15 protein-coding genes are annotated in these 15,081 nt (G+C 48.3%); 8 read left to right on the top strand and 7 right to left on the bottom strand.

What is annotated here, in order from left to right; genetic code table 11:
• From KDK15_RS05270 to KDK15_RS05260, 3 genes are all read left to right on the top strand, one after another.
• The coding region (locus tag KDK15_RS05270) for a hypothetical protein (protein ID WP_257294318.1) at positions 1-961 on the top strand (961 nt) is incomplete at its 5' end.
• A gap of 137 nt (positions 962-1,098) precedes the next feature.
• Positions 1,099-1,467, top strand: a complete 369-nt coding sequence (locus KDK15_RS05265; protein WP_257294317.1) for a hypothetical protein — start codon at positions 1,099-1,101, stop codon at positions 1,465-1,467.
• Between the two features lie 1,251 nt (positions 1,468-2,718).
• Positions 2,719-4,725, top strand: coding sequence for a hypothetical protein (locus KDK15_RS05260; RefSeq protein ID WP_257294316.1), 2,007 nt, complete (start codon positions 2,719-2,721; stop codon positions 4,723-4,725).
• Positions 4,726-4,799: 74 nt separating this feature from the next.
• Here the strand turns inward: KDK15_RS05260 and asd are convergent, their stop codons facing one another.
• Positions 4,800-5,507, bottom strand: coding sequence for an archaetidylserine decarboxylase (gene asd, locus KDK15_RS05255; RefSeq protein ID WP_257294315.1), 708 nt, complete (start codon positions 5,505-5,507; stop codon positions 4,800-4,802).
• A gap of 400 nt (positions 5,508-5,907) precedes the next feature.
• Positions 5,908-6,180, bottom strand: a complete 273-nt coding sequence (locus tag KDK15_RS05250) for a hypothetical protein (protein WP_257294314.1) — start codon at positions 6,178-6,180, stop codon at positions 5,908-5,910.
• A gap of 66 nt (positions 6,181-6,246) precedes the next feature.
• Between KDK15_RS05250 and KDK15_RS21170 the strand changes: the two genes are divergently transcribed.
• Complete coding sequence (locus tag KDK15_RS21170) at positions 6,247-6,375, top strand: helix-turn-helix domain-containing protein (RefSeq protein ID WP_373691342.1); 129 nt, start codon at positions 6,247-6,249, stop codon at positions 6,373-6,375.
• Between the two features lies 1 nt (position 6,376).
• Here the strand turns inward: KDK15_RS21170 and KDK15_RS05245 are convergent, their stop codons facing one another.
• Positions 6,377-6,718, bottom strand: coding sequence for a hypothetical protein (locus KDK15_RS05245; RefSeq protein ID WP_257294313.1), 342 nt, complete (start codon positions 6,716-6,718; stop codon positions 6,377-6,379).
• Positions 6,719-6,975: 257 nt separating this feature from the next.
• On the opposite strand from KDK15_RS05245, the gene KDK15_RS05240 reads away from it, so the two are divergent.
• From KDK15_RS05240 to lolD, 3 genes are all read left to right on the top strand, one after another.
• Positions 6,976-7,167, top strand: a complete 192-nt coding sequence (locus tag KDK15_RS05240; RefSeq protein WP_257294312.1) for a hypothetical protein — start codon at positions 6,976-6,978, stop codon at positions 7,165-7,167.
• Positions 7,168-7,502: 335 nt separating this feature from the next.
• Positions 7,503-8,747: a lipoprotein-releasing ABC transporter permease subunit gene (locus tag KDK15_RS05235; RefSeq protein ID WP_257294311.1), complete on the top strand. Its 1,245-nt coding sequence runs from the start codon at positions 7,503-7,505 to the stop codon at positions 8,745-8,747.
• Entirely contained in the window at positions 8,740-9,438 is a 699-nt protein-coding gene (gene lolD, locus KDK15_RS05230; protein WP_257294310.1) for a lipoprotein-releasing ABC transporter ATP-binding protein LolD, read from the top strand. The genes KDK15_RS05235 and lolD overlap by 8 nt, the downstream gene beginning before the upstream one ends.
• Positions 9,439-9,673: 235 nt before the next feature.
• On the opposite strand, the gene KDK15_RS05225 is transcribed toward lolD, so the two are convergent.
• Positions 9,674-10,534, bottom strand: coding sequence for a PA4780 family RIO1-like protein kinase (locus tag KDK15_RS05225; protein ID WP_257294309.1), 861 nt, complete (start codon positions 10,532-10,534; stop codon positions 9,674-9,676).
• A gap of 258 nt (positions 10,535-10,792) precedes the next feature.
• Positions 10,793-13,828, bottom strand: a complete 3,036-nt coding sequence (locus KDK15_RS05220) for a hypothetical protein (RefSeq protein ID WP_257294308.1) — start codon at positions 13,826-13,828, stop codon at positions 10,793-10,795.
• A 201-nt stretch (positions 13,829-14,029) separates the two neighbouring features.
• Here KDK15_RS05220 and KDK15_RS05215 point away from each other — a divergent pair, with 201 nt between their 5' ends.
• Complete coding sequence (locus KDK15_RS05215; protein ID WP_101748672.1) at positions 14,030-14,272, top strand: DUF5062 family protein; 243 nt, start codon at positions 14,030-14,032, stop codon at positions 14,270-14,272.
• A 92-nt stretch (positions 14,273-14,364) separates the two neighbouring features.
• Here the strand turns inward: KDK15_RS05215 and KDK15_RS05210 are convergent, their stop codons facing one another.
• Together KDK15_RS05210 and KDK15_RS05205 are read right to left on the bottom strand one after the other, a co-directional pair.
• Positions 14,365-14,622, bottom strand: coding sequence for a DUF6482 family protein (locus KDK15_RS05210; protein ID WP_257294307.1), 258 nt, complete (start codon positions 14,620-14,622; stop codon positions 14,365-14,367).
• Between the two features lie 41 nt (positions 14,623-14,663).
• Positions 14,664-14,825 carry a hypothetical protein gene (locus KDK15_RS05205; protein ID WP_257294306.1) on the bottom strand — a complete coding sequence of 54 codons (162 nt, stop codon included), beginning with the start codon at positions 14,823-14,825 and terminating at the stop codon, positions 14,664-14,666.
• Positions 14,826-15,081 lie beyond the last annotated feature (256 nt).

Raw genomic sequence — 15,081 nt, 5'->3', positions numbered from 1 at the left:
GATCGATACGGCTGCTCAGGCAGATATCGAGCCACCGGTACTGATCGATACGGCTTCTCAGGCAGGTATCGAGCCACCGGTACTGATCGATACGGCTGCTCAGGCAGATATCGAACCACCGGTGTTGGTCAATACGGCTGCTCAGGCAGATATCGAGCCACCGGTACTGATCGATACGGCTTCCCAGGCAGATATCGAGCCACCGGTGTTGGTCCATACGGCTTCTCAGGCAGATATTGATTCCCGGGAAAGGGATCATCAGCAAGTCGTGAGTGGTCGAGATGAGGTACCTGTTGAGAGTGAATCCCGAATGTATGCTCAGGAAGAGAGAGTTGAGGCTCTCAAGGTTGAAGTTGCCCGGTTAGAAGCGGAGCGTGAAGTACTGTTAAAGCAGGCTGAAGAATCACAGTGTGTGACCCGGCCTGACCACGGTAACTTGCAGCAGGAAGCGGTAAGTGTCAATGTCGATACTCAAAAAGAGCTGGAAAATACAACCATCAAGCTTCATGCCGCAGAAGACCGTGCTCGGGCGCTTTCTGAAGAGCTGCGTCAGCTCCAGGGAAAACTTGAAGGTACGGAAGCTCATGTACATCGTCTGGCTGCAGAAAAGGAAAAACTGGTAAATCAAATAGAAAAGCAAGAGGGGGATTTAAACTCTCTGGAAATTGTAATTACTGGAAAACCTTCGGTTAGTCCGGATTCAACAGCCTTAAAAGAAGCAGTAAAACAAAGGCTGAAAACTGACGGTCATATAATAGAGCAACTGGGCTCTAAATCAGAATGGGATGATAAAGAAAAGGACCTGTTGCTTGAACGAAATGTGGCATTGGAAAACGAGAATTACCGTTTATCGCAAGAATTCCATCGACATTTGGAGCAACAAAACGATCAATTGAAGGCTGATTGGCTTCAGTTATATAAAAAGGAGACTGAATCGGCGCGTGTTGAAGAAAAGCCATAACGCCAGCAGCCACCCAAAGGACGGCATCATCGCAAGCAACAGGTGGAACAGAAGTGTCCACCTTGCACCCTGATACCCTAGATTGGACTATAGATCTAAATAAACAAGCAGACAGGCAAGATCCGGACTCAGCTTTGATGTCGGAAAGCTCTGCCTGGGCTGATAAGGGCTCTGTTAATAGTCCTTCACAGATAGATCAGGCCTTATTAACGGCAAGCACCGGTACGGTAGCTGCCCGGAAGCTGGATAGTGCCATGATTGGTTTAGTGAAGTGGCCCTATAGCCTGCTTGAAAAATCTTTGCATCTGGCATTTGATTATGGAGCGAGGCTCATAGCCACATGGATCCGGAAAAAGGGCGCAGGCATGGCCAGTTCCATACGGCAGAGCAAAGACTGGTTTAGTCGGAAGATATGGACGGAAGCGCCCAATCGGGCTGATTCCGGTTCTAACAAAGATAGTCTATCAGCATCAGCCGGACAGCCTCCTAGTGCAGCTAAGCGCTGATATACATACACAGGCACACCGTTCCCACGGTCCCCCGTGGGAATGCATACCGAACCTCTGCGCAAATTAGAACCCCAGTATTCCGGAAATATAGCTCAGCATTCAAAACGAAATTTTCATTCTCAATTTCCTGCCATCGCCGCTTTTGGGTCGACCGGACTGACACTATTCTCAGACAGCCTTGAAACTCTTTCAGATTAATACGACAGAGTTTAAGTATATCAAGAGCCATTTTATCATTCTCGCATTTCCCCTTGATGAGTACGTTATTACCTGTTGCCTTGAATAAGAACGCAGTAGTAAAGATGGGTGGTCAGGGCAGTGGTTTATTTATCGAATAATGGAATTAAAACACTGTCTTTTGATTTTAAAAAAAATATGAATAAATGCAACTTTCTCCAGCTTTATCTTCTCCAAGCATTGTTATTTTGGCCCAACAAAAAAATGCAAGGTAATAAAATGTCTTATAGCAATAGCATGACACCTCCCCCGGCGGTGTCACAACCCGGCTTATACACTGGTGTGCCGTCGTCTGCTCCTCAACCGGAGCAGGGGCCGGTTTCCTGGGGGGGAGTTGGAGTAGCCAAGCACCAGACTGGCGCGCCTCATTTATCAGGACATCAGTATTCAGCAGGGCAAGGTCCATCATTTGGCGGCCCTTCCCCTTTTGATCATTGTGCTGTTGATCCTGAGGCTTTATCCAGATTGAAGGAACATAACAATAATCTAATGACGGATAGAAACAAACTTCGCAGGGAACTTCGTGACACCGGGGAAAAATTAAACGCCAGTGAACAACGAAGTCATGAATTGGAACGAAGAGCTGATATTGATCCTGACAGATACAGTGACTTATTAGCTAAGGAGCGCAGGTCCTCAAAATGGGAGGATTCGAGTCAACGTATGACTGGTTGTACGGAACGACTCTTAAATTCTGGCCAAAAGGCTGGGCAAAAAATAGAGGAGCTACTGGCGGAGAGGGCGGCATTAACTGAGTCACATGAGCAGCTGAGTGAAACCATTAACATGATCAATAAAGAGCTCAAAGGGGAGAGAGAGCAATCAGACCTGGCTCAATTGAAATGGAGCGAGGCAGAGCAAGAGGTAGCCAGACTAACCGATGAGTTGAAATCTGTGCGTGCTGAAAAACAATCTCTGGTTGGTCAGCTTGATCGTGCGGTAGACCACGCATGCACCGCTGAAGGCAAGATGTATGCAGAGGGAGATAAGAATCGTCAGCTGAAAACGGCAGTGTCAGAGCTGGAGGCTACAAATACAGAGCTGGAAGCTACTATTGAGACTCAGGAGCGTCGCATCACTTTTTTGAATAAAGAGATTGAACGGGATGAGAAGGAGCTGTCTGCGGCGAATCTGGTCAAGAAACAGTTAACAGAAGAGCTGGGCTCACATCAGAGGAATGAGGCTCGGTTGCAAACTGAACTGTCTAACACTAAAACCAGTCTGGAGGCTGCCAATGAACAAATGACCAGCTTGGAACGTATGTTGAGGGAGACACAAAATGAACTTGAGAAAACAAAGAAAGAGGCGTTGTCCTTAGAACAACAGCTCACAAAGGTTAAGGCGGAAAAAAATTACGTATCAGACCATGTTAAGGAACTTCAGACCAAGCTAAAGGATAAATTGGCGTCAATAGAAACGCTCCAGACTGAACGTGGGCGAGCGGAACAGGAGATTGCCGCTTTACGAGAGGAGGTTGATAAGAACATGGACCAGGTAGGTTTCTTAGGGCGCGAACTGAAAGAAAGTGAAACCAATATTAAAGGTTTAGAGCAACGTATCCAGCAACAGGTGTTACAACTTAGTAATATGCATCGCATGGAAACTGAGTTCAATAGTGCAAAACTCGTTAATAAGGAGTTGGAGCAGAAAAACCAGAGTCTGATTGGAGAATTGGAAACAGTTAAGAAGCAGGCCGAGGATAACCGAGCCCTTTACAATGAAACTATGCTTGAAAAGGGTGAAGCGGATAAGACTCTGAAGCTGGAGCAGCTGTTTTATGAGAAAAATGTTAGCGCTTTTAAAAAAACGATTCAGAATCAACAGGAATTAATTCAAACTCATTTGTCATCAATTGCGGCGCGCGAGGAAGAGATTCGTAATCTGCAACTGCAGCTACGCAGCCTTGATGTCGAATGGGCTACTGCTAAAACTGAAGGTAATAAGGAAGAAATTGAGAAACTTCGCCTTGATGTTGAAGTAAAAGAGCAAAAGATTTCCACACTTCAAGAACAACAAAGGGTATCCCAGACCGAGATAGACACGCTGCGTGAACAAGTTGATCAGCTGAAACAAAAACTGGCTGGCTCTGAAAGAGAGAGTAAGCTGCAAGCAGCAACTATCAATAATCAAATTTCTATAATTACTAAAGCAGAAACTGAGATTATGAAATTACAAAAACAACAGGATGAAATCATCAACAGTGTTAAAGCGAATTTACTTGAACTAAGAGGTGGTGTTCAAATGACTGGTAAGCGTATGGATGACTGCAGTGGTCGTTTACAACGTTGTGAGAAATACATACAAGAGCTTCTCCGTATGGTAGAACCTATGAATATTCCGAACCTTGCCCCACTGTTGAATGATATAAAGAGTGATCTCAAAGGGCTGGGTAGAGAGTTCACGACGATAAGAACGGAGCAGGGACAGAACGCAGATAGACTTGCTTCTCTGGAATCAAGAACAGAACTGCTGGAAAGTAGCAAGACAAGCGTCACCATTAAAAGTGAGCAGAAGCAACCTGTTTCTGTTGAGTCAGACTCTTCTTCATTGGGGGAAACGAGAATGTCAGGCTCTGGTGATGTGTCTCAGGATGATCTCCAAAGAGGGCTCGCTACCGATCTCGGGCTAGGGGGGGCAGCAAATATGGGCCAGGATCGTCTGAGTAAGGCAGCTGTTGATTCAGGCCACGCTTCAATACAATTGCAGAGTCAATTGGCAGGCGATGAAACAATAGTTTCACCTCGGCCGACTCACCTAAAGGATGACTCCAGCTTGAGAGGCGGCCCGGCACCCTTTGGGCGTTATGGGGACGGCTTTTCATCCTCGGAGGATAACTACTTGCGTGGTACAGCTTCCCCTGACATTCAGGAACTATTAAATGAGAGTTTTGACTCTGCATCACTGTCGGGTAGCATTTACCATAGTATGAGTAGTACGAGGGATATGGACACGATGGATTCGTTAACAAAGCCTCTCAGCGGAGATAGAAGGAGCAACAGCGACGAAAGTGACCTCTGAAGCAATTTGGAGGTGTTTTTCTATTCGTGCCGGGTAAGTGTCTATATCAACCGTTCCGGCAATGATCCTCACGGTCAATCCAGAACGCTGCCAATGGCAGTCCCCATTTTGATTTTGTTGTCTGGCTGGTGGTGTTCAAGCCAGCCCAATTCCGGACTGGCAAAAAGAACGATGACTGTTGATCCCAATTTGAATCGCCCCATCTCATCACCACGCTCCAGGTGAACAGGCTTGTTTATATAGTTCTGCCATGTAATCTGCCGTGACGTGGGTTTCACTGAACCAGCCCAGACGGTTTCCATACTGCCGACGACCATGGCGCCTACCATGATGACAGCCATTTCTCCATAGGCGGTTTCAAAAATATTGATTACCCGCTCATTGCGGGCGTATAAACCTTCAATATCACCTGTCGTTTCAGCATTCACGGAATAAAGCGAGCCCGGAACGTAAATCATTTGCCTCAGGGTTCCGCTGGTGGGCATATGAACACGATGATAGTCCCCCGGGGAGAGGTAGATAGTAATGAACAGGCCATGCTTGAACCTGCTGGCCAGCTGGTTGTTTCCGGCAAACAATGCTGAGAGGCAGTAATTATGTTGTTTTGCCTGAAAAATCCGGCCATTTTCAATAGCACCCATCTGACTGATAGTGCCATCTACCGGGCTGATGATCAGATCCGGGTCTTCAGGGAACGGGCGTGCTCCTTTTTTAAGAGCGCGTGTAAAAAAGTCGTTAAAGTTCTGATAGTTCTCAGGATTTTCATGGAGCGCTTCACTCATATCGATATTATTCCTGACAGTGAATTCACTGATTAAATGATTTTTAAGCCATGGCCACCTTTTTTCAGCGATGGAGTGCGCCAGGAAGTTGATCAATTGATGAGGTAGCAGCCTTTGCAAGTAGGGGGGAATGCTGTAAGCAGTTTCTGACCGAACAGGGGACTGCTCAGCTATAGAACTTTCAGAAAAGCTGATAACTGCTGTCAGAATAATGCAACCTGTAAATATTATTCGCTGTAAACAGAGCATGAAGGGTATCGCGACCACTGCCTTTAAATGACTGATTGAGAAGTTAGACCGCGAAAAGAGAAAAAAGTTACCTTGGTACACAAAGCCGGGTTGCAGAAGGCAATAATTCTTCAGGACTGTGACCCCTTCAGGAGTCCCATTGATTTGTGGGTTACACTTCACCAGCCCCCCGGGAAGCCCGGCAAACATAGATATCAGCAACCAGGCCATTGGAGCAGGTCGGATAGTGTTCAGCAACCGCCTTTTTGACCGCATCCACTTTTTCTTCCGGAATCAGTGCAACGACACAACCGCCAAATCCGCCATCGGTCATTCTGACACCGCCTTCACTGCCAATGACTTCCTTCACAATATCAACAATACCGTCAATGGGTGGTACGGTAATTTCAAAGTCATCCCGCATGGAGATATGGGATTCAGCCATTAACAGACGTTGACATTGTTATCAAAATAAGCCAGAGGTATCCGGGTAGACTCACTATTACTGCTTATGGACAGTGAGCGAGCCATTGCCGACATTGGCTATGCCTGTGGTTTTAGTTCTCTCAGCCGCTTTTATGAAGCTTTTCAACGTTATTTTGGTATGCCGCCGGGGCAATTCAGGAAACAGCTTTTATAACTCAGGGTGTGATATCAACCACTGCCCTCAATACCCGTTTACCTTCAAAGTACACTGTCAATTTCTGGTCTGGATAATACCAGCGGGTGATGGCGGGTTCACCAATGGTTTCCGTCTGCCTCGCATTGCCCAGCATCTCCCTGACTTCATCCATGGTTTGACCGTATTTCGGTAAAGCCAGAGATTGGCGCAACGCCTGAGACTGACTGCCTACGGGGGTCACAGTGATACCTTCGGAATACAGAGTCTGGTCGGGAGCAAGCTCATTGGCAGTGACTTTGACAATATACGACGAAAAAATGATTGCTACGGTTACAGAAAGAGTACCAATGAGAGTTTTCATAATGTTTGCGTCCTGCTTGACTCGAAAGGAAGGTTGAACCGTTAATTTGCCAGGCATCTATCCATCCTGATGCCGTTAATGATAAATCAGTATAAGCGATAACATACACATCAATACCCATTTACTGGACAACAGAAAACGTAATATGGATTTGAGATGAACTGCAAGATATAGTCGAAGCAAAAGAACAGAAACCAGATCCGCAATCTGATGCTCTAATCAGGAAATACACGGGACAACATGACTCTTCAGCATTTATGGATGAGTTTCTGCATAACACGGTAAACGGCAAAAGCACCCGGAGAATTGCTGATGCTTTTGGACTGGAAATTTATCAGCTGACCGTGTGCGAAGGTCACATAGATCGTATTGAATCCGAACGGCGGGACAATCCGGATCTGCCCAGGAAGCTATTTACCGTCATTGCTCATGTGAGACCGAAAAGCTAATATTTCCCGCGTCGTATAGGAGGCATGAAAAATAGTAGCAAAGTGCAGGAAAATCCGACGGGAATTGTTCTGCTTTATGGCATAATGCCAGCCTTGTACTTACTGACTCTTTTGAAATGAGTGGTAATACCAATTCCACCTTCTAAATATGAACTGCGCAGCCATTTTGAACCGTTGGATCTTCATTGGAATTCCTCGCAATAGCCCAGCTATTACTCGTCATTCCGCCTTGCCCAGCTGTCCAAAATGACTCGCTCGATATCATATTCAGAAGGCGGAATTGGTATAAATCCGCCCCTGACATGCCGATGGCACAAGGAATACTGGCAGAATAAATGTTTAGACCATTACCTTTTTTTATCGGTTTGCGCTATACCCGCGCAAAGCGAAGGAATCATTTTATATCCTTCATCTCCGGAACATCCATGGTGGGGCTGACACTGGGTGTTTCTGTCCTGATTATTGTGCTGTCAGTGATGAATGGTTTCGATCGGGAGCTCAAGCAGCGAGTGCTGGGTATGGTTCCCCATGCCACGATTACGGCTGCTGGTGGTGGTATTGAAGACTGGCAGGCGCTGGTCAATACCATCCCGGACAAAGAAGGCATCGAAGCGGCTGCGCCGTTTGTCGATGCCCAGGGTATGCTGACCAATGGTGATCTGGTGCGGGGAACACTGGTTTACGGTATTGATCCCGGGTATGAGCGTAAAGTCTCCATTATTGCCGATCATATGAAGCAGGGCGCATTGGAAGATCTCCAGCCCGGGGAGTTTGGCATTCTGCTGGGGGAGATTCTGGCGAGTTATCTGGGAGTGTCCGTTGGCGATAAAGTGACCATGATTCTGCCTGAAGCCAATGTCAACCTGGCGGGTGTTTTGCCTCGCCTTAAACGATTCACCGTCGTAGGTACTTTCTCGGTAGGTGCCGATGTGGATGGCAACCTGGCCTACGCCCATCGGGAAGATCTGGCCCGTTTTTTGCGTGTGCCTGAAGGGGTGACGGGTATACGCCTGAAAATGACTGATCTTTTTGCCGCACCGAAACTGGCATGGGATGTGGCGATTACCTTACCCGGGCGATACTACGTTCAGGACTGGACCCGTACCCATGGTCGTTTGTTTCAGGCGATTCAGATGGAAAAGACCATGGTCGGCCTGCTTCTCACCCTGATTGTTGCTGTTGCTGCCTTTAATATTGTCTCCACGCTGGTCATGGTGGTGACCGATAAGCAGGGTGATATTGCCATCCTCAGAACATTTGGTGCGACGCCTAAAATGATCATGGGGATTTTCATGGTTCAGGGGTCCCTGATTGGTGTTATCGGAACGCTTCTGGGGGTTGCCCTGGGGATTGCCGGTGCGCTCAATGTTTCCGAAATCGTGGGTGCCCTGGAAAAATTATTGGGCATTCACTTTCTGAGCCCGGATGTTTACTTTATCAGCTACCTGCCATCGGAGTTAGTGTGGCAGGATGTCGCGGTGATCAGTGTGTCCGGCTTGCTGATGAGTTTCCTGGCAACCCTGTATCCGGCATGGCGAGCCTCCAGAACCCAGCCCGCGGAGGCTCTTCGTTATGAGTAATCCTGAAAACCCCGTCGTTCTGGAGTGCCGCAGGTTAACCAAAGCGTTTGCTGAAGGGCCTGAAAAACTTGAGGTTCTCAGAGGTATAGACCTGCTGGTATCGCCTTCTGAAAGAATAGCGATTGTCGGTACTTCAGGTTCAGGAAAAACAACGCTGCTTCAGCTGTTAGCCGGGTTGGATCACCCTTCCAGCGGTGAGGTAATACTCTGTGGCCACCAGCTGATGAAGGTATCAGAACAACAACAGGGCGAATTACGTAACCGTCATCTGGGTTTTGTTTATCAGTTCCATCATCTGTTGCCAGAATTTACCGCCCTGGAAAATGTTGCCATGCCATTACTGCTGCGTAAGGAGGTATCCGTGGGGCAGGCAAGCATGAAAGCTGAAAAAATGCTGGGCATGGTGGGGCTGTCTAAACGAGCCAGACACAAGCCAGCAGAACTTTCCGGTGGTGAACGGCAGAGGGTGGCTATTGCCCGGGCATTGGTCGCCATGCCAGACCTAATTCTGATGGATGAGCCAACGGGGAACCTGGATCCTCATACTGCCAGCAAGATTCATGAACTGATGAAATCCCTCAGTGAAAAACTGACCACCAGTTTTATTGTCGTGACCCATGATATGTCCTTTGCCCGACAGATGGATCGGGCCTTGTGTCTGGAAGATGGGCACCTTGTCCCTGTACTCTAAAATAGCCCTCACCAGAGGGCTATTTTAGTAAAAGTCCCTAAAACTTCCGTATTTCTCAGATTCCAAACTTCGTTCGTCCTGAGCCTGTCGAAGGTCGTGAACTCCAGGCTCACGTAATGTGCCTGACATCAACTACTGGTTATCGCCGCCTTTTTTCTCTTCATGGATCACATAAACATTAAAAGCACTGCTTTCATCTTCCGGTCCGCCATAACCGTCACCGCCTTTGAACCTGTCAGGCATCAGGATTATCAGATTCTTTAAGACGTTCCTGCCGTTTCTGCTCTTCAGCCAGAACCGCTTTAATTTCTGCCAGCACTGAGTCCACGTCGGTAGCTTGCTCCACGTCGGTGAACAGGCCGGTAAGTTCGGTTTCCGGTGTCAGCTCGCCATCTTCATAGAGCGCCCACATCTCTTTGGCATACTGGCTGCTCAACAGGTCCGGCGCAAACTGGCCGTAGTATTCCGTGATGTTGTGGATGTCCCGGGCCAGCATCGAACGGGCATGGTTGTTGGCAGAAGCATCCACGGCCTGGGGCAGGTCGATAATCACCGGACCGTAGTCATTCACCAGAACATTGAATTCCGACAGGTCACCATGAACCAGGCCGACACAGAGCATCAGCATCACATAATGCATCATGGTGGCGTGGTCTTCACGAGCCTGTTCGGCGGACATGGTCACTTCACCAAGGCGTGGGGCAACCTGACCTTCATCGTCTGTCACCAGTTCCATCAACAGCACGCCATCAAGGCAGATATAAGGCTGTGGGACTCTTACGCCAGCTCTGGCCAAACGGAACAGGGCATCAACCTCGGCACTCTGCCAGGTCTCTTCCTGTTGTTTGCGGCCATATCTGGAGCCTTTCTCGATGGCTCGCTGCCGTCGACTATTGCGCTCTTTGCGACCTTCCTGATACTGGGCGGCCTTTTTAAAGCTGCGTTTGGCCGCTTCCTTATAAACCTTGGCGCAGCGGATATCATTGCCACAGCGCACCACGTAGACATCGGCTTCTTTACCACTCATTAGCTGGCGGAGGACTTCATCCACCAGTCCTTCATCAACCAGGGGTTGGATTCGTTTCGGGGTTCTCATAAGGAACTTTTACCTTATTTGAACCCCTGAGGGAATAGCGCTTTTGGTAATAAGCGTTGGGAATAGCGCATGACAGGCTGATGCTTTTGGGGATTTCAGAATCCCTGCCGGTGTTAGCTGCCTGGGTGATTTACACGATTGGCTGAATGGCTGTTTCCATCACTGGGCCACAGACCAAGTGTTATCGGGACACCGTTCAGGTGATATGGGGTACTCTCAACTGACAGCAACATAAGCATCATGTTGGCTGTCGGAGTCTTAGTATCCGTGAGCACTGTCAATCCCCGGAGCAGCGGTATTTTCCAGTTCAAACAGTAACTCATCCATGATATTGGCTTCGCAGCTGCCTTGCTCAAACCAGAAGCCTAAAGCATGCTGCAGCTTGCTTCCTTCAGGAAAACGCTGGAGACTCTGCATAACCTGATCCTTATGGATTTTTCGTCCATCAATAGACTGTCTCGTGATATAGCAGTGTGCCAGTAAAAAGAAATACAGACGTGAATTGTGAAATGAGCGCCTCAGTGTTTTGATGGATTGCAATACCTGAACTACTGATACTTTATAATGATCAATTGACAACTCATAATGCATAGCCATGAATTTCAATATACATTGCAGTCGATGTTGCTCATCGTCTTTGATCGACACACGGTTTAAGATTTGCCAGGCTTCTTGCAGTCTGTCCTGACCTTCGTTGATTTCATCGTACTGCTGAGATTGTTTCAGCCTTTGAATCAGATACCTGGTTTGCCTGGAAGAATGATCTCCGGGTAATTGATTGAACGCTGCTAATACGGTCTGGTTATCCAGATAGTTGCCATTCAATTCTCTTCCATGCAATGCCAGCAGAGCATAAAAAATGGCTCTTTCAAGTAACCAGCCACCCCGTTCATAATCCTTAACCACCGCATCCGGTGTGACCTGCTGGTCATTCAATGCCAGGCCCCTCAGGCAACATTCCGCTTTGAAGCGCGCTATCCCCAGCTTGCCTTCCGGACTGTCCGGGAAATCCTTAACCACCACTTCCGGTGTGACCAGCTGGCCATTTAGCGACAAGCCCCTCAGGCAACATTTCTCTTTGAAGCGCGCCAGATCCAGTATTGCTTTAGCGGCCTGAAAATCCTGAATCACCGAATCCGGTGTGACCTGCTGGCTATTCAAAGACAGGCCCCTCAGGCAACATTCCTCTTTGAAACGCGCCAGTTCCAGTGTTGCTTTGGTGGCCTGAAAATCCTTAACCACGTCCTCCGGTGTGACCTGCTTGCCATTCCACCTGAGGCCCCTCAGGCAACATTCCCCTTTGAAGCGTGCTACCCCCAGTTTGCCTTCCGGACTATCCGGGAAATCCTTGCCCACCGCACCCGGTGTCAACTGCAGGCCATTCCACAGCAGGCCCCTCAGGCAACATTCCGCTTTGAAGTGTGCTATCCCCAGTTCTCCTTGTGAACTATCCGGGAAATCCTTAACCACCGCTTCCGGTGTGACCCGATGGCCATTCAACGCCAGGCCCCTGAGGCAACATTGTTGCTTAAAGCGCGCTATCCCCAGTTTGCCTTCCGAACTATCCGGGAAACCCTTAACCACCGCATCCGGTGAGACCTGCTGGCCATTCAATAGCAGGCCCCTGAGGCAACATTCCTCTATGAAGCGTGCCAGCTCAAGTTTTGCATTGGCGGCCTGAAAATCCTTAACCACCTCATCCGGTGAGACCCGCTGGCCATTCAATGCCAGGCCCCTGAGGCAGCATTCCTCTTTGAAGCGCACTAACCCCAGTTTGCCTTCCGGACTGTCCGGGAAATCCTTGTACACTGCATCCGGTGTGACCTGCTGGCCATTCAATGTCAGGCTCCTCAGACAACATTCCGCTTTCAAGCGAGCCAGTTCCAGTGTTGCTTTGATGGCCTGATAATCCTTAACCACCTCATCCGGTGAGACCCGCTGGCCATTCAACGCCAAGCCCTTCAGGCAACATTGTTCCTTAACGCGCGCTACCCCCAGTTTGCCTTCCGGACTATCCGGGAAACCCTTAACTGCCTCATCTGGTGTGACCTGCTGGTCATTCAATAGCAGGCCCCTCAGGCAACATTCTGCAGTGAAGTGTGCTAGTTCCAGTGTTGCTTTGACGGCGTGATAGTCCTTAACCACTTCATCCGGTGAAACCCGCTGGCCATTCAATGCCAGGCCTCTCAGGCAACATTCTTCTTTGAAGCGCGCCAGCTCCAGTGTTGCCCCGGCTGTCTGAAAATCCTTAACCACTGCATCCGGTGTGACCTGCTGGCCATTCAACGTAAGGCCCTTCAGGCAACATTGTTCTTTAAAGCGCGCCAGTTCCAGTGTTGCCTTGGCGACCTGAAAATCCTTAACCACCGCATCCGGTGTGACCTGCTGGCCCTTCAACAGCCAGCTTCTCAGGCAGCACTCTGCTTTGAAGCGCGCCAGCTCCAGTGTTGCCCCGACTGCCTGAAAATCCTTAACCACTGCATCCGGTGTGACCTGCTGGCCATCCAACAGCCAGCTTCTCAGGCAGCAGTCTGCTTTGAAGCGCGCCAACTCCAGGGTTGCCCTGGCAACCTGATAATCCTTGACCACTGCATCCGGAGTGACCCGCTGGCCACTTAACAGCAGGCCCCTCAGGCAACATTGTTCCTTAAACCGTGCCAACTCCAGTGTTGCGTTGGCAGCCTGATAACCCTTAACCACTATATCCGGTGTGACTTGCTGGCCATTCAGCAGCAGGCCTCTCAGGCAACATTCCGCTTTAAAGCGCTCCAGCTCCAGTATTGCTTTGGCGGCCTGATAATGCCTAACCACCGCCTCCGGTGTAACCTGCTGGCCGTGCAATGTCCAGCCCCTGAGGCAACATTCCGCTTCGAAGCGGGCTATCGCTAATTTGTACTTATTATGCCAATCTGGCTCCCGGTTGAATTCTTGAATGACCTGATCCGGAGTCACTTTTTTATTGTCATGCAGGATGTTCTGCAAGCAAAGTTTTTGCAGGAAGAAGCCACTTCTCAGAGACGTTCTATCATTGCCAAAGGATCTAAGCACTTCAGTTGAGGTGATTTGACGTCCTGATAATGATTTTTTTTTCCAAAAGGCGTCTTCAAGATATTTGCCTTCATCCGGGGGAGGGGCTGTACCTCTATGAGACTGATGGTTTGAGACTCTTTTACCGTTAAATGTGCTTCTGCAGCGGTTAGGAACTCCTCTCGAGCCGACTTGTTGGCCAACCCGGTCTGTAGGCCTTCGATGAGAGTAGGTTGATGCTGTTGCTTTCAGAATAAAACCCTGCACACTTGGACTACAGATATCGCCGTTTGACCTCAAAATGATTATTAGGTTCCATTAACAGTTAATAGCTATTTTGTCAGGTGAAGGTAATGGATAATCAAGCTCTCATATCAAAACCGCTCTGACTGACAGATAGTTATGTGGATGCCAGAAATGGTTTAAAAGTTAATGTCCTGATAAACCACTGGACCGAATGAGGCACCAATGAAGAAACTGAAGAATGAAAAAGAGCTGGTAAAGAAGGCCATTGAATATGGCATGAAGTATGGTGAAAAGCGGGGGGTTGTTGAATTTGAGGCTACCGATTCTGCCAATGAGAAAATCGAATATATATACCGACTGCTGGTCCATGATAACCTCATTCAGCCTCTGCCGGAGGATCAGGTATCCCAGGTGACCATGAAGCACAAACTGGCAATCTGGGCATCTAAACAGAAGCTTGGCTGATCAGTGTTGAAGTGGTTGATATGGAGTCGGAGGTCTACGCCAAATCAATGATTGGCTGATGAGCCTGAGGAATAGGGTCCCCAGGCTCATTTTCATGATTTGGTTTGGTTTTCAGGATGGATCATCTCATCATAGGTTTCGGAATAAACCAGCTGCAAGTGAGGAGCAATGTGATCTCCAAGGATCTCTTTTGCCTCACTAATGCTATGGAAAATAGCGGGGGAAGCATCGTTATTTTTCAGCAGGTGCTTCCCGTCCACCCGGCATAAATAGATATCTCCTTCCTGACTCAGCAGCTGGACAGACAGATGGTTTTTTTTGAAGGTTTTTTTCAGTTCTTTAATAGTCATTGATCTTCTCCGTTCTATTGGATTGTTGATATCGACCATAACTACCTCGCCACCTTGCTGAATATGATCGTGACAGGGTTGCAGACGGCCATTATCCATTGAAGCACCGGAATGCGATAGTGATCAATACCTGAACTGTCCGGCTGTTCAGAAAGTTCCCTGGCCGTATTGAGGTCGGGTAGAAGAAAAAGGTGTTTTTTCATGGTTGCAATTCCTTTGCAGTGATTCGTTCAAGTGTACCCTCAGATATCAACTGCTTGTTATGGTGTTGCGGGTGGCGATTAACGGATGTTTGAGAGCAATTTTTAATATCAACATATACCGAATTATCGGTGCCACATGGACCATCAGACCATCGAGTGTTGCATTAAGTAGTTAACCAAATGAAATCATATTTTCTGACCAAGTGATCAGTCACTCTGCGGCGTTACAACTCCGGTCACATAGCTACGGCTATGC

Source organism: Endozoicomonas sp. YOMI1 (genome assembly GCF_024606345.1).
Lineage (GTDB): Bacteria > Pseudomonadota > Gammaproteobacteria > Pseudomonadales > Endozoicomonadaceae > Endozoicomonas.
The sequence above is the reverse complement of the archived record's forward strand: the minus strand, read 5'-3'. Positions and strand labels throughout refer to the sequence as shown.

Excerpts from the sequence above, each read along its gene's own strand:
- KDK15_RS05210 (WP_257294307.1), bottom strand. The coding sequence starts at position 14,622 with ATGACTATTAAAGAACTGAAAAAAACCTTCAAAAAAAACCATCTGTCT.
- KDK15_RS05250 (WP_257294314.1), bottom strand. The coding sequence starts at position 6,180 with ATGGCTGAATCCCATATCTCCATGCGGGATGACTTTGAAATTACCGTA.
- KDK15_RS05205 (WP_257294306.1), bottom strand. The coding sequence starts at position 14,825 with ATGAAAAAACACCTTTTTCTTCTACCCGACCTCAATACGGCCAGGGAA.
- lolD (WP_257294310.1), top strand. The coding sequence starts at position 8,740 with ATGAGTAATCCTGAAAACCCCGTCGTTCTGGAGTGCCGCAGGTTAACC.
- KDK15_RS05215 (WP_101748672.1), top strand. The coding sequence starts at position 14,030 with ATGAAGAAACTGAAGAATGAAAAAGAGCTGGTAAAGAAGGCCATTGAA.
- KDK15_RS21170 (WP_373691342.1), top strand. The coding sequence starts at position 6,247 with ATGGACAGTGAGCGAGCCATTGCCGACATTGGCTATGCCTGTGGTTTT.
- KDK15_RS05235 (WP_257294311.1), top strand. The coding sequence starts at position 7,503 with ATGTTTAGACCATTACCTTTTTTTATCGGTTTGCGCTATACCCGCGCA.
- KDK15_RS05240 (WP_257294312.1), top strand. The coding sequence starts at position 6,976 with ATGGATGAGTTTCTGCATAACACGGTAAACGGCAAAAGCACCCGGAGA.
- KDK15_RS05245 (WP_257294313.1), bottom strand. The coding sequence starts at position 6,718 with ATGAAAACTCTCATTGGTACTCTTTCTGTAACCGTAGCAATCATTTTT.
- KDK15_RS05225 (WP_257294309.1), bottom strand. The coding sequence starts at position 10,534 with ATGAGAACCCCGAAACGAATCCAACCCCTGGTTGATGAAGGACTGGTG.
- asd (WP_257294315.1), bottom strand. The coding sequence starts at position 5,507 with ATGAGTGAAGCGCTCCATGAAAATCCTGAGAACTATCAGAACTTTAAC.
- KDK15_RS05265 (WP_257294317.1), top strand. The coding sequence starts at position 1,099 with ATGTCGGAAAGCTCTGCCTGGGCTGATAAGGGCTCTGTTAATAGTCCT.